This window comes from Paenarthrobacter sp. CC6, assembly GCF_040560085.1.
Classification (GTDB): Bacteria; Actinomycetota; Actinomycetes; order Actinomycetales; family Micrococcaceae; genus Arthrobacter; species Arthrobacter nicotinovorans.
In genome coordinates this window covers 26,975-51,013 of record NZ_JARDAN010000016.1, presented here as the reverse complement: position 1 = coordinate 51,013, position 24,039 = coordinate 26,975, and the positions used below count along the sequence as shown (strand labels likewise).

Genomic DNA, 24,039 nt, shown 5'->3' with positions numbered 1-24,039 from the left:
CGCGAGGCCCGAAGCTTGAAGCAAGCAAAGGGGGCTCTCTGTGTACAAGGCGCCGAGCAGGGACGTGACTGACAGCCGGCTGGACCATGCGTTCTTCATCCTGGGCGGGGCGGCTGCGGTGTGGCTGGCGTTCCTGCTGGTGGCGGAGAGCTTCCATCTGGGGTGGGGCCAGGTGTGGTTCTACTTCTTCTTCTGGGCATTTCTTGCTTATCTGCTCCTGCCCCGCCTGCACCGCATCCTGACCACTATTTACGTTCCGGGCTATTTCATCGGGCGCGCCCGGACCAGTGACGGACTCCTGGGCGATCCCGTGAACGTCGCGTTGCTCGGCCACGAGCCGCAAATCCACGCCATCATGCGCGCTGCCGGCTGGACGCAGGCGGATGACGTTACGTTCGCCAGCAGTCGCCGCATCATCAGCTCCACCATCTTCAGGCAAAGCTATTCCGAGGCGCCTGTCAGCCCGCTCTACCTGTTCGACCGGCAACAGGATTTCGCTTACCAGCAGGAAGTGGACAACAACCCCGGCAAACGCCACCACGTCCGGTTCTGGCGCTGCCCCGAAGGCTGGCTCCTGCCGGGCGGACACAAGGTGGACTGGCTTGCCGCCGGAACCTATGACCGCAGCGTCGGTTTCTCGCTCTTCACCCTCCAGATCACGCATAAGATCGAGCAGAACACGGACGTTGAGCGTGACCACATCGTGCGGACAGTTTCCGACGCAGAGCCCGCGGTGGCCGTTCACGTCATCAAGGACTTCTCTACCGGGTACCACTCCCGGAACGGCGGCGGGGATTCCATCTCCACTGACGGCGACCTGCCCATTATCGACGCGCGGTCCGTGAACGTCCGGGCCGCTCAGCCGTCCCGTCCTACCGACAGCCGTGACAGGCGGCCGGCCCCCACCATGATGGGTGCCGCGTTGGTGGTGGCCAGGTCCATCGCGGCCTTCGCCCTCGCCTTGACCCTGCTGACTTCATCCGAGGTCTTCACGGACCTCACCGCCGACGGCGACCCCCTTGACCCGCAAACCACGACGGCGGTGGTCACCTTCGTTGCCATCGCGGTGCTGTTGTTCGGCCTGGGTGAGATTTTCCTTGCCTGGCGGATTTTCCTGGGCAGCAACGGAGCCCGGGTGATCGCAATGGGCCTCAGCTCCATTTCGGTGGTTGTCCAGGCCATTGACTACTTCACCGGAAGCACCAACATCACCCTCGAAGCCGGACTCTCTGGCCTGGCCACCGACATCCTGGTTCTCCTGGCACTTTCCAGCCAGCGGGCGAGGGTCTACGCCAAACGGCAGCGAATTCCGGCCGTGCCTGCCTCGGTCGTTGGGCGCCGCGTCTCTTCCTGACCCTCTTTCAAGCCGGGAGTGCCGGGACACGCCGTCGTTTCCGGCGTGTCGGGGGCGTTTCAAGTTCAAAGCGGGTCGTGGAGGTACAGCTTTCCACGATTCTTCAGCTTGGCTCAATAGACTGGCGGTGCCCGGGAGGCTGGCGGTGCCCGGGGCCGCGCATAGCAGCATTGAGCCCCGGCAATTATCGAACACCGAATTGGGGACCCTCGTTTTGACTGCTGTTTTTCCGAAAATTACCGTCGTTGTGCCTACCTACAATGAGCGCGAGAACCTGCCGGTTCTTGTCGCCCAGCTCCAGGCACTCAGTATTCCGAATCTGCACGTGCTGGTGGTTGATGACAGCTCACCTGACGGGACCGGGATGGTGGCTGATCAATTGTCGGCGGGATCCCGGGGAACAGTGTCCGTCCTGCACCGGAAGGAAAAGGATGGACTGGGCCGGGCCTATGTGGCGGGAATGACCGAGGCGCTGGCCGGGAACTCGGAGATCATCATCCAAATGGACGCAGATCTGTCCCACCCTGTAGCTGCAATCCACACCATGCTTGAACGGATCCAGGATTCCGGGGCGGCGCTCGTGATTGGTTCGCGCTACGTCACTGGCGGCTCCACTGCGGCCGAATGGCCCTGGCACCGCAAGGCCCTTTCGGCGTGGGCCAACTTCTATGTCGGCGCAATCCTGGGGTTGAAGGTCAAGGATGCGACGGCGGGATACAAGGCGTGGACAGCTTCTGCGTTGCAACAGATCGATGTGGCGTCCATCCAAAGCGACGGATATTCATTCCAGGTGGAGATGAACTACCGGGCAGCCCGGCACGGCCTGGAGATCATGGAGGTTCCCATCCATTTTGAAGAGCGGGTGGAAGGCGCATCCAAGATGGACCTTCGCGAACAACTCGAATCCGCGCTCACCCCGTGGAAGCTCCGCTTCCAGAAGGTGGAGGCACCCGCACGGGTGACCGCCCTCTAAGGCGCCAAACTCTTAAAGCCCGACGGCGGCACCCAAGTGAGTGCCGCCGTCGGGCTTTATACCTGTGCGCGAGCGTTGGCTTCAAGCTTGAGGGATGTGCGCGAGCGTTGGCCTCAAGCTTGAGGGATGTGCGCGAGCGTTGGCTTCAAGCTTGAGGGATGTGCGCGAGCGTTACGCGGTGACTGCCAGGGCGTCGATCTCCACCAGCATGACCTCGTGCGGCAGGTCCACGAACACGGTGGTGCGGCTGGGCAGCTGGCCGCTGGGGACGTTCTCGCGGATGAACTCGCCGTAGACCTCGTTCATGGCGGCGAAGTCGTCGCGGGTGGTGAGGTAGACGCGGAACATGAGGACGTCTTCGACGGAGGATCCGCCGGCTTCCAGGATGGCCTTGACGTTCTCCAGGGTGCGGCGGGTCTGGACGCGGACGTCGCCCTCGCCGATGTACTGGTTGGTGGCGGGGTCCATGGGGCCCTGGCCCGAAACCTGGAACATGCCGCCCTTCTTGATGCCCTGGGAGAATACGTGCGCCGGGGCGGGGGCGTTTTCGGTCAGTACTACGGTCTTTTCACTCATGCTGGGTTCCTTTCGTGGCTGATCCAGCCGAGGTCGTTGGAGATGGCCTCGGTGCTGGCTTTGAGGTCGGGCAGCAGCTCAAGCAAGCCTTCATAGCTGAGCATCACTACCGGTACCGAACAAGAGGCTGCGGCAACAACGGCGCCGCTGGCGTCGCGGATGGGGGCCGCGATGCAGTGCACGAACGCTTCGTGCTCGGCGTTGTCGTGTGCCCAGCCCTGTTCCTTGACCTGCTCGAGTTCGGCCAACAAGGCCTCCGGCGAGGTCAGGGTGTTCTCGGTAACTTTCACGTAGTCCAGCCCCGCCGCGATCTTTTCCTGCCGGCTGCGCGGCATGTCGGCGAGGAGGACTTTGGACACAGCGGCCGAGTGCAGCGATGCAGTCAGGCCGATGCGCGAGTACATGCGGACGGGGTGGTGGGACTCGAACTTGTCGATGTACACCACCTCGCTTCCTTCGAAGGCGGCAAGGTGCACGGTGTGCCCGGTCTTGCCGTTGAGTTCGGCCAGATGGGGGTGGGCCACTTTGCGGATGTCCCGCTGTTCCAGCGCCAGCGAGGACAGTTCGAACAGCTTGGAGCCGAGCATGAACCGTTGGTCCTCGTCCCGCACAACCAGCCGTTTTTCTTCGAGGGCGTGGAGGAGCCGCATCACGGTGGTCTTGTGTACGGATGCCTTGGATGAGAGTTCATCCAGGGTGGCTGGCTTCGCGGCGAGTTCGCCGAGCAGGTCGATGGCCCGCAGGAGGCTTTGGCTCAAGGTGTCACGCTCCGGTTCCGGTGTTGAATTGTCCGTCTTCAACATGGATAGCAGCCCAGGCCCCATCCGAAGAATCGAGGATGGCCGCGAGGTCCTCCGCGGACGGCAGCGGCCCCCGGTCGCCGTGGACCGTCAGCGTGCAGGCAGCGGCGACATGGCCGCGGCGGAGGCTCTCTTTCTGGCCGAGTCCGAACAACATGCCGCTGAGGTACCCGGCAGCGAACGAGTCACCGGCGCCAACAGGTTCGACGACGGCGACCGACAGTGCGGGCACCTCTTCCCGGGTGCCGCTCCGGTCCAAAGAGATGGCGCTGATGGCCTCGTTCTTGATGACCAGGACCTTGGGATCGGGCATCAGGCGGCGGAGTTCGGCTTCATCAGTGGTTCCGAAGGCGTGCTCGGCTTCGTCTTTTCCGACAAGCACGACGTCGGCGAGGTTCGCCAGCCGCTGCAGGACGGAATGGTCCTGGCCTGCCCACAATACTTGGCGCCAGTTGACGTCGAAGCTGATGGTCCGGCCGTTGCGGGGCGCGGTGAGGATTGCTTCGAGGAGGGACAAGCACTCGGGGGAGAGGGCGGCGGTGATTCCGCTCAGGTGGATCAGGGCAGCGTTTTCCAGCAGGGAGGACACCGCGGGATTGGAGAGTGTTTCCCGTCCCATGGCCGACGCCGCGGATCCTTGCCGGTAGTAGAGGACTGAGCTGCCGCCGTCGGGGTCTGAATCCTGGGCCGGGACCTTCACGTAAAGGCCGGTGGGACGCTGGGAGTCGACTTCGACGCCTGAGACGCCCACTCCGTGATCCCGGAGATCGTGGAGGATGCGCGTGCCGAAGCCGTCGTGGCCCACCCGGCTGACCCAGTGGGTGTCCAGTCCCATGGCTGCCAGGCCCATGGCGACGTTGGATTCGGCGCCGCCGATCCCGCAGTGCAGCTCCGTTGCCAGGTGCAGGGGGACGGCTTGGACAGGGGTAAGCATGGCCATGGTTTCGCCGACACATACAGCTGAAAGCACTCGTTCTCCCATAGGTTCGCGCGCTTCGCAGCGGCCTTGACTCTCTATCCGCCACCATGTTAGACATATCACCAGCAGGTTTGCAACCAGCGTTGCAAAATACGCAACGCAAGAGAATCAACCCAAAACGCAGCTTCAACGCCGCAGCACCGCGAAGGGAATCAACGCGTGGACACTTCCGAAGCCATCTCGGCAACCGCCGTGGCATCCTTGGCCGAGCGCCGGCTCGACTGGCGCCACAAGGCCATCCCCGCCGCCGCCAACGGGATCACGCACGCTGAGTTCCTTGCGGCCAAGCCAACTCTGGCCGCGCTGCAGACCCCGCTGCTCACCCTCGACGCCCAGGCACTCCAGGGCAACGCCGACCATCTGGCGAAGTGGTGCGCAGACAAGGGCGTGCTGCTCGCTCCCCACGGCAAAACCACCATGTCCCCGCAGCTCTGGGCCGAGCAGCTCGACCGGGGAGCCTGGGGCATCACGCTGGCTAACTTCGCGCAGCTGCGGGTGGCCCGCGGGTTCGGCGTCCGCAACCTGCAGCTCGCCAACAGCCTCACGGATCCCCACGCCATCCAGTGGGTGGCGGAGCAGGACTCCACCATCCTGTCCTGGGTTGATTCAGTGGACACGGTCGCGCTGATCGAACGCACCTTGGCCGGCACCGACTCTGTTCTGGATGTCCTGGTTGAGCTTGGCGCACACGGTGGGCGGACCGGCGCCCGCGGTGTGGATGCCGCGCTTGAGGTTGCCCGGGCCGTTGATGCCGCGGAGCACCTTCGCCTTGTGGGCGTCGCCGGGTACGAAGGCTCGCTCGCGCACACAGCGGACGACGCCGGACTGGCCGCCGTCCGCGGGTACCTCGCCAAGATGCGGCTGCTTCACGAGGAGCTGCTCGCCGCCGGGTTGTACGGTTCCGGCTCCGTCATCATCACTGCCGGTGGCAGCGCGTACTTCGACGACGTCGTCACTGTGCTGTCCCCCTGCATCAGCACCACAGCGGAAGCGGCCCCGACTGTGTCTCATTCCTTGAAAGTGGATCTCATGATCCGCAGCGGCGCCTACATCATCCACGACGACGGTTTCTACCGCGGAATCTCGCCGTTCTCCCGCGCGGGCAACCAACCCTTCAGCCCCGGAATGTACGGCTGGGCACGGGTTGTGTCGCAACCGGAACCGGGCCTTGCACTCCTCGACGCCGGCAAGCGGGACCTTCCGTTCGACGAAGGCCTGCCCGAGCCGCAGTTCATCGGCTCAACCCTCGGCGGAGCCATGGAGGCCCTGGTCGGAGCCGAAATCACCTCGGTCAACGACCAGCACAGCTTCCTGACCTTCAACCCCGACACCACCACCGTCCGCCCCGGCGACGTCGTCCGGCTGGGCCTGTCCCATCCGTGCACCGCCTTCGACAAATGGACCGTCATCCCGGTGCTCGCGGATTCCACGCCTGGCGGCGACCAGACCGTCGTCGACCTCACCCACACCTTCTTCTAGGACCCACCATGAAGACCCTCATCAGCAATGCCACCCTGGTGGACGGAACCGGAGCGGACCGCCGCCAAGCGGACGTCCTGCTGGACGGCGCGGTGATTGCCGTTGTCGTCGACGCCGGTAGCCTCACCCCAGCGGACACGGGCGCCGAGCGTGTCATCGACGCTTCCGGTTTGGTCCTGAGCCCCGGTTTCATCGACATGCACGCGCATTCCGACCTGCAGTTGTTGGTCAACCGGGACCACTACGCCAAGCTCAGCCAAGGCGTCACCACGGAACTGTTGGGCCAGGACGGACTGTCCTATGCGCCCGTGGACGACGCCACACTGGCCGGTGTCCGGGAGAAAATTGCGGGCTGGAACGACAACCCGGCCGGCTTCGACTGGAACTGGCGGACCGTGGGCGAGTACCTCGACCGCCTCGACAGCGTAGAAGAGGGCGGCCGCATCGCCACCAACGCCGCCTACCTCGTACCCCAAGGGACCGTCCGGGCCATGGTGATGGGTTTCGCTGAAGGAGACCCCACGCCCGGGCAACAACAGCACATGCAGGACGTCATCCGCGCGGCGATGGAAGAAGGCGCCGTCGGCATGAGCTCCGGGCTGACCTACACGCCCGGTATGTACGCGCAGACCGAGGAACTTGCCGGGCTCCTCCGCACGGTGGGTGAGCTGGGCGGCTTCTACGCACCGCACCACCGCTCCTACGGCAAGGGCGCCCTGGGAGCCTACGCCGAGATGATCTCCCTCAGCCGCGATACCGGCTGCGCCCTCCACCTTTCCCACGCCACCATGAACTTCGCCGAAAACAAGGGCCGCGCCGGGGAACTCCTGGACTTGATCGACCAAGCCCTGGACCAAGGCGTGGACATCACCCTGGACACCTACCCCTACCTCCCCGGCGCCACCACGCTCTCCGCGATCCTGCCGAGTTGGGCCTCATCCGGCGGCACCGAGGCCACCCTGGCCCGGCTGGCGGACCCGGACACCCGCGCGCGCATCCGCGAAGCCGTGGAGATCTACGGCTCCGACGGCTGCCACGGCGTCGTTGCCGAGTGGGACACCCTGGAAATCAGCGGAGTGCAGAACCCGGCGCTCGCAGAACTCGTGGGAAAGACCATCAAGGACATCGCGGCCGAAGCCCGGCAGGATCCCTTCGACGTGTTCGTGCGCATCCTCACCGAAGACCGCCTCGGCACCGGCATCCTGCAACACGTCGGTCACGAGGAAAACGTCCAGACCATCATGAAGCACCGCACGCACACCGGCGGCAGCGACGGACTCCTGGTCGGCGCCAAACCACACCCCCGCGCCTGGGGCACGTTCCCGCGCTACCTCGGCCATTACTCCCGCGACCTCGGCCTGCTCAGCCTCGAAGAAACAGTCCACCACCTCACGGGCCGGCCCGCCGCCCGCCTCAAGCTCAGCGGCAGGGGACTGGTCCGCGAAGGTTACGCAGCCGACGTCGTGCTCTTCGACCCCGCAACCATCCGCGATACCGCCACGTTCGAGAATCCCCGCCAGGCCGCCGACGGCATCCACTACGTGTTCGTCAACGGCACGGCGGCGATCGACGGCGGCAAACCCACCGGCGCACGCGCCGGCCGCGCCCTCCGCAGACACAGCGACGGCCTCACCCGAGTAGGAAGCAGCACCTCATGACCCCCGAAGAATTCCTCCAGCAGCTCGAAACGGACCGCACGCTCGCTGTGGTCCGGGCGCCCTCCATTACGGACGCGGCCGACCTCTGCCGTGCCTTGGCCAGCGGCGGCATCCGCAGCGTCGAGCTGACGTTCACCACGCCGGATGCGCTCAAGCACGTCAAGCGCGCGGCCGAGACGGCAGCGGACCACGGTGCCGCCGTCGGAATCGGCACCGTCATGACCGGTGACCAAGCCCGCGCAGCGATCGACGCCGGGGCGAAGTTCCTGGTGACGCCCGGGCTCAGGCCGGAGGTCGCCGCCGTCGCTGCGGCTGCGGGAATCCCCTTCAGCCTCGGCGCCATGACCCCCACAGAGGTGGCACAGGCCCTGGACCTGGGTTCGGCCGCCGTCAAGATTTTCCCCGCCCGCCAGCTCGGTCCGGCGTACCTGAAGGACCTGCAGGGCCCATACCCGGGCATCCGCTTGCTGCCTTCGGGAGGCATCGACGCCTCCAACGCCAAGAGCTATCTCGACGCCGGTGCTGCCGCAGTCTGCTGTGGCACCAGCGTGGTCCCGCCCACAGCAGTCGCTGCCGGCGATTGGGCAGACATCGCGGCACGTGCCGCAGCCTTCACCAGCACCCTCAAGTAGGACTCACCCAGAAAGAAACGCCCATGAATGAATTTCTTGAATGGCTGCGGCACGACACCGCCGGCCTGCTCCTCCTGGCAGGCGCGGGCATCGCGTTGCTGCTGTTCCTGATCATCAAGGTCAAGCTCGAACCGTTCATCGCCCTGGTGGGGACGGGTGTGATCGTGGCCCTGGTCGGCGGGATTTCCGTGGAAGCCCTGGTGGGTTCGGCCACCAAGAGCAGCGACGCCCTCATCGAAAAGGGCTTCGCCGGCATCCTGGGCCACATCACCGTGATCATCGGCCTCGGTACCGTGCTGGGCGCCATCCTGGAACGGTCCGGCGGCGCGGAAGTGCTGCTCGGCAGGCTCGTGAAGATCTTCGGTGAAAAGGGCACCCCGCTTGCCATGGGCATCACCGGCTTCGTACTGGGTATTCCGGTGTTCTTCGATATCGGCATCTTCGTCCTGGCGCCGCTGGTCTATGTTGCCGCCATCCGCGGCGGCAAGTCCCTGGCACTGTACGCACTGCCGCTGCTGGCAGGCCTTTCCGTAACCCACGCCTTCCTGCCTCCGCACCCCGGCCCTGTTGCCGCTGCAGGCCTGTTCCACGTTGACCTTGGCTGGATCATCCTCATGGGCCTCATCTGCGGCATCCCCGCCTGGTTCGCTTCCGGCATCCTGTGGGGTACGTACATCGGCAAGCGCGTGATGGTGTCCGTTCCGGAAGACCGGATCGTTCCCGAGGCCGAGGGAGCCCGGGGCCACGAACCGTCCATCGGCCTGGTGTTGCTGGCCATCGGCCTGCCCATGATCCTCATCCTTGGCGGCACGTTCGGCAACATCTTCGCTCCTCCCGGGGCTTTCCGGGACGTCCTCCAGTTCTTCGGCAACCCGGCCATCGCATTGACCGTGGCCGTGCTGCTGGCCATGTGGCTGCTGGGCATCCGCCGCGGCATGACCTCCGCCGAGCTCAGTGAAATCACGGGATCTTCGCTGCGGCCCGTAGGCATGATTCTCCTCGTGGTCGGTGCCGGCGCGTTCTTCGGAGCAGTCCTGTCCGCCACGGGTGTTGGTAAGGCTGTTGCGGACTCGCTGTCCCAGGCCGGCCTGCCGATCATCCTGTCCGCGTTCGTCATCAGTGCGGGCATGCGCATCGCCCAAGGCTCGGCCACCGTGGCAATCGTGACCACCGGCGGCATCCTGGCACCGAGCCTGGCCACCGGGTACTCCCAGCCGCAGCTCGCCCTGATCGTGGTGGCCATTTCCTCCGGCTCCATCATCGCCAGCCACGTCAACGACGGCGGATTCTGGATCATCTCCAAGTACTTCAACATGTCCGTCAAGGACACCCTGAAGACCTGGACCGTGCTGGAAACCGTGCTGTCCATTGTGGGCTTCGGAATGGCGGCCCTGCTGTACACCTTCGTGAGGTGAACCGCCGGCACCCACGGTGGGTTCCGGCGTCGTGAGCTTCTACAGTCACGAGCCAATGTGAAACCGGATCGGCCCCGGCATGCCTGTCAAAAGGCATGCCGGGGCCGATGTGCTTTAAGGAGGTAGTGGCCGCCTCGCGCTGCCGTTAAAGCAAAGAGCTCCGGAGTGCGTTATTGGGGGATACGCACTCCGGAGCGGTCTTTGAGCAGGCGCTTTCGCTTCCTGCACTCATCACTCTACGTGCCATGGGACCCCAATGCCACCACCTCGAATAAGTACTTTCGCTTTAGTTTCTCCGGTCCCCGTCATGGCGCTTTTTCTGGGGCACAATCAGCACCGGCCGGCGCTGGTGATGGCTGAGCCAGGCCGCCACGGAACCGTTGAGGGCCTCGGAAATCCGGTGCCCCAAACCAGGTTCCGGCGAGCCCACAATGATCATGGACGCGTTGATGTCCGCCGCCAGCCGCCCCAGGGCCCGGGCGGGATCGCCGGCTAGCAGCCGCAGGGTCCAGTCGGCGCTGCCGCCATCCATGGCTTCCCCGATCATCTTGCCGAGGTCCCCCCGGACCGCATCCACCTCGGCGTCGTCCTTTTCCGGGTGCAGCGACATCCTGTGGGTTTCGCGGGAGGGATCCCACTCCACGAGGTAGCTGGCCTCGTCCACGTAGGCGCACGCCAGCGGCACGCCGAGCTGCTCGGCCAGGTTCCGGGCCGTTTGCAGCACCTCCACGTGCTGGTCGGGAAGGACGCCCACCACGAGGGGAATGGGCCCGCTGAAACTTTCCTCAGCCATACCCTTATTGTTGCGCCGCGCCGTGCTGTTGAACAGGCTTGTTCCACGTCAGCCGCACCTTGAAGTTGGATGCCGTGCTGGCCGATGCGATAAAGGCGCCCGCCTCCGCATGAAGGTCTATCCCGAACTCCACACTCAGCTCATCGGGGCGGTTTTCGAGGCTGAGCAACTCGTCAATGACGCCTTGGACCGCGGGACGGACATGCTCGAGGGCCCGTTGGAACGTCTGCTGGGCACGCGCGAAGACCCCCGAGTGATCAGCCGTGTGCTCACCACCCCGTGTCACCAGGCTGCCGGCAGTGCTCGCCACCTCCACGATCACCGTGCCGCCGTCATCCGTTGCGAACTCCACCAGGTGCGTCATTTTCAGTCCTTTCCGTTGACCGCGCACGCAGGCGGCGGGAGGCCACCAGGAAAGCCATGCCGGCCGCGCAAACCACAAAAAGCTGTATCAAGGCAAAGTAGGCGTGTGTCCGGTACCAGGATTCAAGGAACACTCCCTTGTCCTGGACCCAGACCAGCGGCACGGACAGTGTGGGCCAGAGCAGCAGCCAGCCCATAAGCCTGGATTGACTGGAACGCATGGCCAGGATGCCCGCGCACAACCCAAAACCTGCATGCACGAAGCTGAACACCACAGCTGTCAGTTCCACGCTGTAATTCAGTCCCGAAAGTCCAAAGACCGCACCTGAGACAACAACTCCGGCCATCACCAGGCGTCCGATGATGGTCCGATCCGGAAGGCCGGCGACGGCCAGCAGCAGGTATCCCAGGGGAGTCACCAAACCGTAGAGGATCCTCAGGGATGCGTCGCCGCCGCTCTCGTACCAATAGTTGTCATCGAACCACAGGAAGTAGACGGCAAAGCACACCCCAAGCCCGCCGGCCACCGCCAGGACGGCACCGCCCCAGGCAAGGGGAACCGCATTCAATGGCGCGGATGCGCCCGGCTGTGATGTCACCGGGCTTTGCCCGGCTTGGGCAGCTGCAATATTCGACGCCGGCACACCGGCCAGCGGCGCAGCGCGCGGTTGGGGCGGGGGCTGATACACGGTGGTGTACGAACCCCGGGTGCCGGCCATATCAGTTTGGGACTCCTCCGCGGAAGGGGTTTGCTTTGCCTTGGCCTTCTCGATTTCGGCACGCGCTGCCGTGGCGAGCCCGCCGGGATCCGCCGCCGAGGGGTCCACTGAAGCCAATTCACTGGAAACGTCGAGCACTGCCTGCCAGGAGCCCTGGGAGGAGTGGTACCGCAGTTCCCCCTCTAGGTCGGATACGCGTTGCTTTCGCTCGCAGTCCTGTTTGCGCGCTGCGGCCTGGGGATACTCGGGGTCGTCCAGGACCAAGGCGAAGCCGTCCGCAGCGGCCAACCAATCGCCGGATTCCTCCGCCTGGAGCGCCTCGCGGTAGATTCGTGCCAGCTCCAGCCGTCTGCGGGCCGCATCCCTTTGCGTTGCCGCGTCCCTGTAACCGGGTTCCAGAGTGAGCAGGTCCTCAAACAACTCGACGGCCTGCTCGAATCGCCGGGCACGCAATTCCGCGGTTGCCTGAACGTACAACGCCCTCAGCTGTGCCCGCTTCATCGCCTGATCGGTGTGGGCTTGTTCGGTGTTCGCAACAGCAGGGGGCGGCACCGCAGCCTGACCGCCCGACGCGGCGGCCGCCGTCGTGCTTTCACTGTAAGCCGGTGCGCGCGGCGGCCCCGTCAGTGTGAAGAGTTGCGTGGAGCCGCCCCGGACGTAGAGGGCCGGCGTGACCCATTCCAACGTGCCGTCGGGGCTGGCCATGACCGAGATGCGGCCAACGCGGGCGGCTTCGTCCACCGTGCGGCCGTTGGCTATTGCGGCGTAGAAGCCGTGGGCGAAGGCGATCGCGGCGGCGTCGCTGATGGCGAACTGCATGGCCGCCACAGCGCCTATTCCACTCCTGACCAGCGCGGCAGCCGTCCCGGAGAAGAGGTCGGTCTGGCCCATCTCACCGGAAGAACACGAATTGAGCACCACCAGCCGTGGCCTGGGGGAGGCCACGCTGAGCAGGGCCATCAAGCGGACGGCGCGGACCATGGCTGCACGTCCGTCCTGGCCCACCAGGGCGATCCGGCCCTCGTCCGTGCGGGGGTCGTAGTCGCCATGCCCGACAAAATGGACCACATGCCATGGGCCGGCGAGGAGCATCGACTGGACGTCATCCCAGGTCCCGGTTTTGGACCACACCAGTTCCACGCGGCCCTCGCTCATGGGGCCGGCCAAAGCCCGGCCCAAGTGGTCCTTCTCCGTCTCGACGTCAAGGGCAGGCAGGTCGCGCGGCGATGCGACGATGCCCAGAATCCTCAGCGGAGGTGCGACGTCCAGCGGGTTCTGGTTGTAATCGGGGGCCGGGATGTGCCGGATGAGCGGCTCTGTCTGGCAAAGGTAGGTCTCTGTCCCGGGGTCGAAGAGGGTCTCCCATGGCATCATGGCCAACTCCGGAGCCGCGAGCCGAAGCACTACGCGAAGTTGCTGGCCCGAATGCTGTGTTGCCCCAAGGCTTGCCCGGTAAGTGCCGTACACCTCACGGGTAAAGAGGGCTTGAAAGAGTTCCTGCCCCACTTCCCGAACCGCAACCTCGGCGATAGGCAACGTCCGCCGGGCGGCGACCGCGGAAGCCAGGACGGTGGCTTCTAGCTGCGGAAGCCGGTCCTGGATGCCATCTACGTCCAAGGTGAAGGCTCCGGACGCATGCCCTCCCGCCGGCGCACGGACCACGTGCACCGTATATTCACCGCGTGCAGAGCCAGCGTCGATTTCCAGCTCGATGTCACAGTCCATCGCGGGTCCCTTGTGGTTCCTACGTACAGATTGGCCCTACGACGGCCACCCCGCAAGGGGTTTCAGGCCTTGAAGCGGCAACCGACCAGGCCTACCGTTAAACCGACGGAAGGTGGTCCCGCGGTGGAAATCTACATGTGGTGGCTTGATCTGCACATGGACAGCAAGGAATGGCTGCGCGAGAACCTGCGCGTGGAAGAACTCCCCCTGCAGGTCCTGCAACATATCGCCGAGGCCGGCGGTCCCCATCCGGACAAAGTCAGCGGTGTGCTGACCACGGCCGACTGGGACTTCATCGAGACCCAGTCCGAATTCGTGGACTGAGGCTATTCCGTCGGCGCCCACCCCAGCGCCGGCCCCAACGTGCCCGCGATATCGGTGAGGATCTGCACGTAGTCCTCGTGCTCAAAGCTGAACGGCAACGCGAACGCTACCTCGTCCACTTCCTGGAAGCCCTGGTGCGCGTACAACTGTTCGGCAATCTGATCGCTGCTGCCGATGAGGTCCCGCGCGAACATCATGCGCTGCGGGCCTCGGGGCGCGCTGGTGCGCGGAGTCCGCTCATCGACATAGCGCTGGTACTTCTCCCGCTGGGCACTGGAAGCGGAATCCGTGGGGATCACCACCAGTCCTTGCGAGACGCGGGCGGTGCTGCTGCCGCCTGCTTCAGCCGCGCCACGGAAAGCGCGGATCTGCCGTTGCTGCACTGCAGCAAAATCCGGCTCTTCATCCTGGCCCGGGAACACCACGCTGCTGGTAAGCAGGTTGAAGCCGTTCTCCCCGGCCCACGTCGCCGACTTCAGGCTGGCTGCTCCATACCAAATCCGTTCACGCAGCCCGGTGGAATGGGGTTCCACGCGGTTTGAGAACTCCTCCACCACGCCCTGCTTGCCGGAAAACTCCCGCACCTTCCCGCCGGCGACCAGCCGGGCAAACCGGTCCACGCGGGCGTAGCTGAAATCTTCGGTGTCCGCGGAATCCGGGTAGAGCTCGTGTTTAACGGTGTCGTAGTGCATCGGTACGCCGACGCTGACCCCCGGATTGATGCGGCCTCCGCTGAGTAGGTCCACTGTGGCCAGGTCCTCGGCCAGGCGAAGCGGATTCTCCCAACCCAGCGGTGTCACCGCGGTGCCCAGCTCGATCTTCGAGGTCCGTTGGCTGGCCGCTGCCATCACCGCAACCGGCGACGAAATTCCGTACTGCAGGTGCCGGTGGCGCAACCAGGCACTGTCGAATCCCAAGCGCTCGCCGAGTTCGATGATCTCCAGGGTGGAGCGGTGCCCCGCAGCCGGATCCGCGGGATCGAACAGGCCGATGGTGAGGAATCCAAGCTTGCGCAGCGGACGGTCTGGGGTGGGCATGGCTTCCTTCTCTGTCGGTCGGCGCTTATTGCCCACCCTAAGCGTTGCCGCTTACGACGACGACGGGAGGTTACCTTGTGTGATGTGCCGCCAAGGGATACGCGGATTACGCGCAGTTTACGGCCTGGCTGGGGCGCGGGATGACCATCTGCGCGGCTGTGTCCGTGATGCTGTCCCGGGCGCCTGTGTCCCAGCCGCATGTGTCCCAGCCGGCTGGGTCCATGGGGGCGAGGGCCATGGGGGCGAGGGCCGGGGCGGTCATCGGTTCGGGCTCGGCGACTGCAGCCTCCGTCCGGGAGCGCATCCGCAGCAGCGCCACCGCTGAGATGAGGAACCATGCCACGTTGGTCACCACCGAGGGCCACGCTTGGTGGAGGGTGCCGTTGATGATGAACGCGCAGGAGCCAAACAGGTTCACGGCCTGGAAGGTACTGCCCGGCTTGATCCATCCCATGGACACTGTCATGTAGGCACAGAGCATCGCCGCCGCACCGGCCCAACCGGTAATTTCCCACAGCAGTTCCATCGGGGGTCCTCTCATGTCCAGGCAGCCGGAAGTGGCCGGGCGACGAATGGTTTCAGGGGTTTTTCTGCCGAATGCAGAGACCGGCCCTTCAGAGCGAAGAACGGCCTTGAACTAAATTTTGAGGGATAGCTGCCTTTAGTTCAATTGCATTATTCTGAAGCCCGTATTTAGAATCTCTGAACATGGAAATGGACCCCCGACGCCTGCTCGTCCTCCTCGCCGTCGCCCGTACCGGAGGGGTCCTCGCCGCTGCCGACGAACTGCGGATCACGCCGTCCGCGGTGTCCCAGCAACTCACCAAATTGGAGAACGAAGCGGGCCAGGCCCTGCTCCTCCGAACCCCCAAAGGTTCAGTGCTGACACCGGCCGGACTGGTCATGGCGGAGGCCGGGGAGGAAATAGAGCGGGCGTTGAACGTGGCGCGCTCGCGGATGCAGGGAGAAGCGGAGGTCGCGGGAGTTGTGCGGGTAGGTGGGTTCACCAGCTTCATGCGCACGGTGGTCATTCCGCGCCTTCCGGAGTGGCGCGTCCAGTACCCGCAACTACAGATCCAGCTGGTGGAGGACGGCTTCCCGGCGCTTATGCGTCTCTTCCGACAACGCCAGCTGGATGCCGTGGTGGTTGAGCAGGATTCGACGACCTCGGATCAACGTCCCCTGGCAGCCGGGATGGTGGAAGAACCACTGCTGGATGAGCCGTGGAAGCTGGTGGTGCCGGCGGGATCACTGCTCAGCACGGACAATCTGGACCTGAGCCGCCTGCCCCTGCCGTGGCTGGGCGTAGAGCCGTCCGCAGCCAACATTGCCGTGCTTGGCCGCCTGCGCCATTCGACGGGTGCCCACATCGAGACGATTCACCAGTACCAGGACACACTGACTGCCTTGGCGCTGGTGGCGGCCGGGGAAGGTGTTGCGATCGTGCCCACCCTGGCGCTGACAGGAGTGGTCCAGGACCAGGTGGACATCCTGGATGTGCCGGGTTTGGGGACGAGGCACATCGCGCTGCGTCGGTTCGACAGGCGAAGGCCGACGAGCCTTCCCTTGGACACGGTGGCCCGCCTCCTGCGGGAATCGGCGGCGGCGTTCGACACCCGATCGGTATCCTGACCGGTCCCGCCGCTTCACACGGACGGGACCAGCCAGTTCGCGACTAGTTCAGCGCCGGGGTGTCCGTGGGGATGACGCCGGAGCCGTACAGGTCAGAGGCCAGATCCTGAAGAGCGCGGAGGGCCACCCGCTGGGTGAACGGACCGTAGGACACCCGGGCTACGCCGAGTTCCTGGAGCTCGGCAGCAGGCAACGCTCCGGGGGCGCCGATCACGGAGAGCTTGCCGTGGCCGAGGCCCTCAACAAGCGGTTCGATGAGGTCACGGTTCAGCGCGCCCGGTACGAAAACCAGCGCTGCACCGGCGTCGAGGAAGGCCCGACCCCTGGCGATCGCGTCCTCGATGCTGTCCTTGATCGGACGGTCACCACCGCGGACGATCGCATCCGTGCGGGCGTTCAGCTGGAAGGGAATACCCTCGGCGTTGGCGGCATCGATGATCGCCTTGACGCGGGCAACCGCTTCGTCGAACGGCCGCAGGCGGTCCTCAACGTTGGCGCCCACGACTCCGATGCCAATAGCGCGCCGGATGGTTTCGGCAGGATCCTCATATCCGTCGTCGAGATCTGCAGTGACGGGGACGTCCACAGCCTTGACGATCCTCTCCACTCCGCTGAGCGCCACGTCCAAGGGCATGGTTCCGTCCTTGTAGCCAAAAGCCGCGGCGATGGAGTGCCCGGCGGTGGCGATGGCTTTTGTCTGGGGGAGGGCGGCCACCGTGGTGGCACTGACCGCATCCCAAACATTGACGACACTCAGGATTTCCGACGCTTCATGCAGGGCCTTCAGTTGTTCTGCGCGTGCAGTCGTGTTTGCTTCAGTCATGGTTTTCTCCGTCATCCTCGGTAGGGAGTTGGTGCCACGTTCAGCCTAAACGCAACGCATCCGCCCCGGCCAAGTCCACCCGGATGTCCGTCATCAAAGGTAAATCCGCACTGGATGTCCCCGCGCGGAGGTGGAAGATCCCGGGCTCCAGGGACCGGGAGCCGGCGGCGGTGTCCCAGTGCTCGAACAAACGCCGGGGAATCGTCACGGAAACCGTGTCTTCCGCTCCTGCAGGCAGCTCGGAAACGGCCGCCCCCGCGAACCACAGGGCGGGCCTTTCCACCCGGCTCTGCCCCCGGGAGAGGTAGAGCTGAACCACTTCGCGGGACGCCCGGGCGGAATGGTTCCTGAGCCGGACGGTCACAGCGACGTCCTCCTCCTGTGCCCGGGCCTCCAGCTGTGACAGGCTCCAGCTTCCGTAGCCCAGTCCGTGCCCGAAGGCGTAAGCGGGTGCGGTTTCCGCCCCGGCGCGGTAGCCGATGGCGAGCCCTTCGCGATAGACCACGTCGCCATTCTGCGGCTGCGGCGAAGGCAGACCTTCCTCACGGGACGGGAAGGTGACGGGCAGCCTGCCACCGGGCTCTGCCTCTCCGGTCAGAACGTCCGCCACAGCCCAGCCCATTTCCTGGCCGCCGAACCACGTCAGGAGGATGGCGTCCACCTGATCACGCCAGGGCAGGAGAACGGACGCCCCGGAATTGACCACCACGATGGTCTTCGCGCTCACGGCCGCCACCGCTGCCACCAGTTCGTCCTGGCGCCCCGGCAGAGCGAGCGTGGTCCGGTCGAAACCTTCAGCTTCGTCTTCCGAACCCGTGCCTGCAAAGACGATGACGCAGTCCGCATCGCGGGCCGACTCCACCGCCTCCGCGATCAGCAGGTCGGCGTCGGGTGCTGCTGAATCAAAGCCCAAACGGAGGGAGGCCACGGTCCGCTGCGCCGGCGTGTAGGTGAAGACCACCCCCACCGCCTGTCCCGGTGCCATGGCGAGGTCAATCAGCGCTTGCGGCGGCAGGGACATGCCCACCACGGCATCGGCATTAATAGGGATGAGCTCCCCATCGAACCGGGCGACGCCGTCCACGGTCACCTGCGCGTGGCCCACGCCCGCCGCGGAGAACACGTACTCGCCCGGGGTGTCGGCAGTGAGGAGGGTGCTTGCCCGGATGGCTTTGACCTCGTCCTCCGGAACGCCGTCGGGGTAGCCCATCCCGTACGTCAGTGTGTCGCAGCGGTCGCGTGTTTCGCTGCCCAGCGTGCGGCCTTCCTGGTCCAGGAATTCAATGAGGACCACGCCCTGGCCTCCCGGCGCGGAGCCGTTCGCTGCGGAAAGGGTCTTCACCAGCGTGGTGGGGCGGACCCCCTCGCTGTAATGGAACAGGGTGTCCGGCATGGCCGCGCACAGCGCCTCCAGGGGCGGCACGGTCGGGGGAGCGATGACCGCCGCGCTGCCGCCGCCGTTGGTTCTCGGCACCACAGCGGCAGGACCGACGACGGCGATCTTCCGTGCCGCCGTCGTCAACGGCAAGGCCCGGTCCTCATTGCGCAACAGCACCATGCCCTTGGCCCCGGTGTCCCGCAGAAGCCGGCGTATCCCGGACGATTCCGCGGACGGTGGCGTGGGGAGGGCGTCCCGGTCCACCAGTGGCTCAATGCCGTCGAGGGCTCCGAGCCGGGCCGCCAGCCGCAGCAGCCGGAGCACCTTGTTGTCGACGGCCGCCTCCGGGACGCGTCCTTGGCGGACTGCATCCACGAGGCCCGCAGCCCACATGGTCCTGGGGCCGGGCATCGCCAGGTCGGTACCACCCAGCGCCGTCGACTCCACAGTCCGGATGGCTCCCCAGTCGGAAACCACCAAACCGTCGAATCCCCATTCGCGCTCCAAAATCTCCGTCAGGAGGTCCGACTCAACGGCCGGGGTGCCGTTGACCCGATTGTAGGAGGACATGATGCCGAGGCCACCGGCTTTGACGATCGCTTCGAACGGGGCCAAGTAGGCCTCCCGCAATACATTCTCAGGGACCACCGAGTTCGAATTCAGCCTGTCCGTTTCGGCCTCGTTCGCGATGAAGTGTTTGGCTGTGGTGGCCGGGCCCTCGGCTTGGATTCCCCGCACCATGGCCGCCCCCATGATGGCCGTGAGGTACGGGTCCTCGCTGAACGCTTCGAAGTGGCGGCCGCCGTAAGGGGTGCGCTGAAGATTGACCACCGGGCCAAGGACGACGTCCACGCCCTTGCGCCTGGCTTCCGCGCCGATGACGCCACCCATGGCGGCCGCCACGCGAGCGTCGAACGTTGCTGCCAGCGCCGTCGCCGAAGGGATATTGATGGAGGTGTCCGCCTCGGTCCACCGCACGCCGCGGATTCCCACGGTTCCGTCGGAGAGAACAAGGGAGCGCAGCCCGATCGATTCATCGGCGTAGGTGCTCCAGTGGTCCTTGCCCGACAGCAGCCGGACCTTGGCTTCCAGGTCCAGGCGCGCAAGACGGGCCATGAGTTCCTGCTCGAGCAAGCGGGAAGGGGGAACGGGAATTGCACGCATGGGCGGCACCTTTCGCAATATGCTGCCGGCCGCTGCACGAGGGATACCAGGGGTGCGCGGCGGCATCAGGCCCGGTGGGGTTCGCGATGCATTGACCGCTGCGAGCAGGCCCACCGGATGGATTGCGTCTGCCTACGTTCGCCCCAAATTTACAACAGCTGCGGGCCGGGGCGCCAGATCGCGGCTACCGCCTGCGTGACACGCGCTTCGTCATGAACGCCAGGAACGCCGACACCAGAAGGACCACGGAACTTGCCAGGAAGGTACTTTCAAAGCCCAGCGAGTCGAACAGCACTCCGCCAACTGTGGAGCCCAAGGCAATGCATGTCTGGACCACGGCCACCATGAGCCCACCGCCCTGTTCGGCGTTGCGCGGCATCGCTTGCGCCACCCAACTCCACCAGCCCACCGGAGCGGACGTTCCCAACAGCCCCCAGAAACCCAACAGAACAACGACGACGGCGAACACGCCACCGAACGGGATCAAGGCAACTGCGACGAGGGCCATGACGACAGGGATCACCATGAGTGTCCGGTACAGGCCAGCACCCAGGAACCGGCCGATGAGCACGGTCCCGACGAATCCGGATACGCCCATGACCAGCAACACGAGGGACACCAAGGCTCCCTCCACCCCGGTCACGGTTTCCAGGAAGGGCCGCACGTAGGTGAAGAGGATGAACTGGCCCATGAAGAAGCTCCCGCATGCGGCCATGCCCCATGCGACAGTTCGGTCCTTGAAAGCCGTGAAGATGGTCAGGATGTCGCGGGCCTTGTTCCTGCTGGGCGGCGCTGCGAGGGACGGCAAGGAAATCCAGAGCCACACCACACAAACCGCCGAGACCGGCACCAGGCAGAGAAAAGCTCCCCGCCAACCAATGAACGAACCCAGGTAACTGCCAAGCGGCGCAGCAAGAACTGTGGCCAGGGCATTGCCGCCGTTGACGATCGCCAGCGCACGCGGGACCTGCGCCGGAGCGACGAGCCGCATGGCGGTGGCAGCGGACATGGACCAGAAACCGCCGATGACAACACCGATGGATGCCCGGCCCACCATGAATGGCAGGTACCCCGGGGCCAAGGCGATCAGGGCTCCGGAGGCACCCATCAACGCGGCCAACCCGATCAGCAGGGTGCGCCGGTTCATCCTGCCGGTTACCGCGGACACGGAAAGGCTGGTGAGGACGGCGAACAGCCCGGAGATCGCAATGCCCTGGCCCACCAACCCTTCGGAGACCTGGAGATCATTGGCCATGGGAGTCAGGAGACTCACGGGCATGAATTCGGAGGCCACCACGGCGAACGCTCCAAAGGACATGGCGAAGACGCCGCCCCAACGGCTCACGGGGTTCCGGTCCTCTTTGTGTGCGCCGGGCGTAGCGGCACGGGTATCTGCTGACATGGATTGGCCTCTCAGGTGAACTGGGATCCATCGGACCATGGCTTGGCGGACAGGTGGGAGGGACCGTTTATACGGGTTCCAACAGAACCTCTCACCACGGGCAACGGGGGTCGTAACGTGGAGGGCATGGACAATCGGTCGGAAGTGCGGGAGTTCCTGATGTCCCGCCGCGCACGCATCACCCCGGAGCAGGCAGGCATCGAAGCTTTCGGCATTCGACGGCGGGTCACCGGCCTGCGGCGCGATGAAGTGGCGCGGCTTGCCGGTGTCAGTATCGACTACTACATCCGGTTGGAGCGAGGAAATCTCTCCGGCGTATCGGACAGCGTCCTGGACGCCATCGCCGGGGCGCTGCAACTGGACCGCGCAGAACTCGAGCACCTCTACGACCTCGCCCGGACAGCCAACCGGGGCGGGCGCACGAAGGTCAAGAAGGCGGCCCGCACGATCGATCCCGCGCTCCAGTTTTTCCTGGATTCCATTACGGGAGCACCGGCTCTGATCTCCAACAACCGCATGGACGTGGTGGCTGCTAATGCTCTGGGTTACGCCATGTACTTCGACCTCTTCCGGAGCACGGCCGGCCCCGCGAACCACTCCCGGTTCATCTTCCTGGATCCCCGCGGACGGGATTTTTATCCCGATTGGAACCGTGCCGCGAACACCAACGTGGAGATCCTGCGCCGCCACGCGGGTCGCTTCCCCCATGACAAGGCAATCGCCGAACTCGTGGGCGAGTTGTCCATGCGGAGCGAGGAATTCCGCACCCTTTGGGCCGCGCACAATGTCCGGCGGCACCGCTCGGGAATGAAGACCTTCCAGCACCCGGTGGTCGGATCGCTGGAACTGACCTACCAGCAGCTCGAACTCGACGAGGATACCGGCCTCCACGTCACCGTCTACCCGGCCGTGCCAGGCAGTGCCAGCGAGGAAGGCTTGAAACTCCTGGCGTCCTGGGCGGCTACCGAAAACGTCGTCGAAAAGGCCACGGCCGGCACGCGCTGATTCTTGAGGAGCGAAACATGAAGTACACGAAAAGCGGCAGCCCGACAGCAGCCGGCCCGAAGGAATGGTTCACGGGAACCGTGCAGATCGACGGTATCCGGAACCCGGATGGGCAATCAGCCATCGGCTGCGCACACGTCCGGTTCGCTCCCGGTGCACGGACTGCCTGGCACCACCACCCCAAGGGACAAACCCTGTATGTCACCGACGGAATAGGTCTGGTGGCTACGCGGGACGGGGGGATACAGGAGATCCGCCCCGGCGACGTTGTCTACATCGAACCTGGCGAGGAACACTGGCACGGCGCCACCCCGGACCGGTTCATGGCACATATCGCGATGCAGGAGGCCGACGGGAACGGCCAGGTCGTGACTTGGCTGGAACACGTCACGGACGAGGACTACGGGGTCTGAGCAGCTCTTTCCGGGCATAGCCCGCCCTGCAGCTGCGGTCCTCCGCCGCGTCGTGTCCCGCCCATTCTCCTGCCGGCCCTTATGCTGGCCGGTGAATGGGGGATTCGATGTTGGATTTGTTGAGCATGAAACTTGCTCTTGCTGTTGTGACGTTAACACTGTGGGTTCTTTTCCTGGGTTCTTACCGGAGGACCCGATCGCTCTACAGCGCCTATTGGTGTGCTGCCTTGGGGTGCTGGCTTGCGGGCAACGTGGCGTACTGGCTGAAGGAAACGGACTGGGGCTGGGTAGCCAGCCCCCTGGGCAACGCTCTTACGGTCGCCGGAGCCTTCGGTGTCTGGGCGGGGTTCCGTTCCTTGCGGAACCTTGGCACGCCGTTGTGGCTGCTATTTGCGGCTCCGGCAGTAACGGCTTCGGCAACAGTCATTGAAACCGACCCCGACGGCGCGTGGCAGGGCGGGTTGGCGTACTTCGCTTTGATGGCGACCGGGATGGCGCTCGCCGCCCGGGAACTGGCCTTGCTGAAGTCGCGGGCCTCGCAAGCTCACCGGCCGCTGCTGGTTGTCGCTGCTGTCCTGGTGGCCTACTTCGGTTGCCGCATCGTGGTCTATGCCGTGGCCGGGCCGGACAGCGAGGTCCTGCAGTCCTATTTCAGCCCGGCGGTGACGTGCTTGCTGCTGATCATGCTGCTGGTCCTGGTTTCCTTCAGCATGACCGCGCTCAATAGCCACCAGCTCATCACGAGGCTCAATGAGCGGGCATCGCGCGACGGAATGACGGGCTTGTTCAATCGCCAGGCTTTCATGGAATTGGCTGAGCGGGAGCTCGCTGCCCTGCAAACGGCGGGCAGGTCTGCGGCCGTTGTCCTGGCCGACCTTGATCATTTCAAGTCCGTGAACGATACCCACGGGCATGCCGCCGGGGACGCTGCCATCCGGGCGTTTGCCGTGGCGTGCAAGGGTTCGTTGCGCAGGACCGACTTGGTGGGCCGGTACGGCGGGGAGGAATTTGTCATTTTCCTGCCGGGTGCCGACGAGGTCGCGGCGGAAGCCATCACCACCGAGATCAGCCGGCGCCTGGCCGCTGCGCCGGCACCTGACGGGCTGGAGTTTCCCACTGTCAGCTATGGGATTTCATCCACGGCAATTTCGGGCTCAACGCTGGCCCAGCTGATCCACACTGCCGATGGGGCCCTTTACCAAGCCAAAGCAGCGGGCAGGAACCGCGCGTTCAAGGCCGATGGTCCTTTGGACGCGGCCTCCGCCACCTGACATCACACAACGCGAAGGTTGCCTGAGGTACTCGTAGCTGGTGTGGCCACGGATCGGGAATCCGGTGCCGGGACCCGAATCCCAGGACCAAGCGCAAGCCCTCGTGAATTCTCCACATGGCTCC

General features: G+C 65.1%; 22 protein-coding genes. 11 read left to right on the top strand and 11 right to left on the bottom strand.

Translation table 11 applies throughout. From position 1 onward, the window contains the following. The first annotated feature begins 40 nt into the window (after window positions 1-40). Window positions 41-1,354: an LssY C-terminal domain-containing protein gene (locus PV760_RS15675; RefSeq protein ID WP_354628208.1), complete on the top strand. Its 1,314-nt coding sequence runs from the start codon at window positions 41-43 to the stop codon at window positions 1,352-1,354. Window positions 1,355-1,499: 145 nt separating this feature from the next. Further along, window positions 1,500-2,327, top strand: coding sequence for a polyprenol monophosphomannose synthase (locus PV760_RS15670; protein WP_354628237.1), 828 nt, complete (start codon window positions 1,500-1,502; stop codon window positions 2,325-2,327). Between the two features lie 171 nt (window positions 2,328-2,498). On the opposite strand, the gene PV760_RS15665 is transcribed toward PV760_RS15670, so the two are convergent. From PV760_RS15665 to PV760_RS15655, 3 genes are read right to left on the bottom strand one after another with little or no spacing between them, the layout of a single operon-like run. After that, on the bottom strand, window positions 2,499-2,903 hold the full coding sequence (locus PV760_RS15665) for a RidA family protein (protein WP_017197328.1): 405 nt from the start codon (window positions 2,901-2,903) through the stop codon (window positions 2,499-2,501). Next, window positions 2,900-3,661, bottom strand: a complete 762-nt coding sequence (locus tag PV760_RS15660; RefSeq protein ID WP_064722441.1) for an IclR family transcriptional regulator — start codon at window positions 3,659-3,661, stop codon at window positions 2,900-2,902. Before PV760_RS15660 ends, PV760_RS15665 begins: the two co-directional genes overlap by 4 nt. Before the next feature lie 4 nt (window positions 3,662-3,665). Next, the gene (locus tag PV760_RS15655) at window positions 3,666-4,673 is read right to left on the bottom strand and encodes a sugar kinase (protein ID WP_354628207.1); all 1,008 of its coding nucleotides are present in this window, start codon (window positions 4,671-4,673) and stop codon (window positions 3,666-3,668) included. 168 nt (window positions 4,674-4,841) lie between these two features. Between PV760_RS15655 and PV760_RS15650 the strand changes: the two genes are divergently transcribed. From PV760_RS15650 to PV760_RS15635, 4 genes are read left to right on the top strand one after another with little or no spacing between them, the layout of a single operon-like run. After that, window positions 4,842-6,161 carry an alanine racemase gene (locus PV760_RS15650; RefSeq protein WP_354628206.1) on the top strand — a complete coding sequence of 440 codons (1,320 nt, stop codon included), beginning with the start codon at window positions 4,842-4,844 and terminating at the stop codon, window positions 6,159-6,161. An 8-nt stretch (window positions 6,162-6,169) separates the two neighbouring features. After that, window positions 6,170-7,819 carry an N-acyl-D-amino-acid deacylase family protein gene (locus tag PV760_RS15645; RefSeq protein ID WP_354628205.1) on the top strand — a complete coding sequence of 550 codons (1,650 nt, stop codon included), beginning with the start codon at window positions 6,170-6,172 and terminating at the stop codon, window positions 7,817-7,819. Beyond that, window positions 7,816-8,451, top strand: a complete 636-nt coding sequence (locus PV760_RS15640) for a bifunctional 4-hydroxy-2-oxoglutarate aldolase/2-dehydro-3-deoxy-phosphogluconate aldolase (protein ID WP_354628204.1) — start codon at window positions 7,816-7,818, stop codon at window positions 8,449-8,451. Before PV760_RS15645 ends, PV760_RS15640 begins: the two co-directional genes overlap by 4 nt. A 23-nt stretch (window positions 8,452-8,474) precedes the next feature. Further along, window positions 8,475-9,866 carry a GntP family permease gene (locus PV760_RS15635; protein WP_018779372.1) on the top strand — a complete coding sequence of 464 codons (1,392 nt, stop codon included), beginning with the start codon at window positions 8,475-8,477 and terminating at the stop codon, window positions 9,864-9,866. Window positions 9,867-10,152: 286 nt separating this feature from the next. Here the strand turns inward: PV760_RS15635 and PV760_RS15630 are convergent, their stop codons facing one another. Genes PV760_RS15630 through PV760_RS15620 form a run of 3 tightly spaced genes read right to left on the bottom strand, consistent with a single transcriptional unit; the run spans window position 10,153 to window position 13,466 of the window. Further along, complete coding sequence (locus tag PV760_RS15630; RefSeq protein WP_354628202.1) at window positions 10,153-10,659, bottom strand: universal stress protein; 507 nt, start codon at window positions 10,657-10,659, stop codon at window positions 10,153-10,155. A 4-nt stretch (window positions 10,660-10,663) separates the two neighbouring features. Continuing rightward, window positions 10,664-11,023, bottom strand: coding sequence for a CU044_2847 family protein (locus tag PV760_RS15625; protein WP_018779370.1), 360 nt, complete (start codon window positions 11,021-11,023; stop codon window positions 10,664-10,666). Then, the gene (locus tag PV760_RS15620) at window positions 10,992-13,466 is read right to left on the bottom strand and encodes a CHAT domain-containing protein (RefSeq protein WP_354628201.1); all 2,475 of its coding nucleotides are present in this window, start codon (window positions 13,464-13,466) and stop codon (window positions 10,992-10,994) included. The genes PV760_RS15625 and PV760_RS15620 overlap by 32 nt, the downstream gene beginning before the upstream one ends. A gap of 123 nt (window positions 13,467-13,589) precedes the next feature. On the opposite strand from PV760_RS15620, the gene PV760_RS15615 reads away from it, so the two are divergent. Then, a complete protein-coding gene (locus PV760_RS15615; RefSeq protein WP_018779368.1) occupies window positions 13,590-13,790 on the top strand; it encodes a hypothetical protein in 201 nt (66 codons plus the stop codon). Window positions 13,791-13,792: 2 nt separating this feature from the next. Here the strand turns inward: PV760_RS15615 and PV760_RS15610 are convergent, their stop codons facing one another. After that, a complete protein-coding gene (locus PV760_RS15610) occupies window positions 13,793-14,827 on the bottom strand; it encodes an LLM class flavin-dependent oxidoreductase (RefSeq protein ID WP_354628200.1) in 1,035 nt (344 codons plus the stop codon). Between the two features lie 106 nt (window positions 14,828-14,933). Further along, on the bottom strand, window positions 14,934-15,353 hold the full coding sequence (locus PV760_RS15605) for a CBU_0592 family membrane protein (RefSeq protein ID WP_354628199.1): 420 nt from the start codon (window positions 15,351-15,353) through the stop codon (window positions 14,934-14,936). 182 nt (window positions 15,354-15,535) lie between these two features. Between PV760_RS15605 and PV760_RS15600 the strand changes: the two genes are divergently transcribed. Then, window positions 15,536-16,459, top strand: coding sequence for a LysR family transcriptional regulator (locus PV760_RS15600; protein ID WP_354628198.1), 924 nt, complete (start codon window positions 15,536-15,538; stop codon window positions 16,457-16,459). A 43-nt stretch (window positions 16,460-16,502) separates the two neighbouring features. Here PV760_RS15600 and PV760_RS15595 read toward each other — a convergent pair whose 3' ends face one another. The 3 genes from PV760_RS15595 to PV760_RS15585 all read right to left on the bottom strand — a co-directional run bounded on the left by PV760_RS15595 (window position 16,503) and on the right by PV760_RS15585 (window position 21,226). Continuing rightward, window positions 16,503-17,282 carry an isocitrate lyase/PEP mutase family protein gene (locus PV760_RS15595; RefSeq protein WP_354628197.1) on the bottom strand — a complete coding sequence of 260 codons (780 nt, stop codon included), beginning with the start codon at window positions 17,280-17,282 and terminating at the stop codon, window positions 16,503-16,505. 40 nt (window positions 17,283-17,322) lie between these two features. Further along, window positions 17,323-19,824 (bottom strand): glycoside hydrolase family 3 C-terminal domain-containing protein, encoded by a 2,502-nt coding sequence (locus PV760_RS15590; RefSeq protein WP_354628196.1) that lies wholly within the window; start codon window positions 19,822-19,824, stop codon window positions 17,323-17,325. A 184-nt stretch (window positions 19,825-20,008) separates the two neighbouring features. Further along, a complete protein-coding gene (locus PV760_RS15585; RefSeq protein ID WP_354628195.1) occupies window positions 20,009-21,226 on the bottom strand; it encodes an MFS transporter in 1,218 nt (405 codons plus the stop codon). A 126-nt stretch (window positions 21,227-21,352) separates the two neighbouring features. Here PV760_RS15585 and PV760_RS15580 point away from each other — a divergent pair, with 126 nt between their 5' ends. From PV760_RS15580 to PV760_RS15570, 3 genes are all read left to right on the top strand, one after another. Then, window positions 21,353-22,231 (top strand): helix-turn-helix transcriptional regulator, encoded by an 879-nt coding sequence (locus PV760_RS15580; protein ID WP_018779361.1) that lies wholly within the window; start codon window positions 21,353-21,355, stop codon window positions 22,229-22,231. Between the two features lie 17 nt (window positions 22,232-22,248). Continuing rightward, window positions 22,249-22,644, top strand: a complete 396-nt coding sequence (locus PV760_RS15575) for a (R)-mandelonitrile lyase (RefSeq protein ID WP_079582304.1) — start codon at window positions 22,249-22,251, stop codon at window positions 22,642-22,644. Window positions 22,645-22,769: 125 nt separating this feature from the next. Next, window positions 22,770-23,915, top strand: coding sequence for a GGDEF domain-containing protein (locus PV760_RS15570; RefSeq protein ID WP_354628194.1), 1,146 nt, complete (start codon window positions 22,770-22,772; stop codon window positions 23,913-23,915). Window positions 23,916-24,039: the final 124 nt, after the last annotated feature.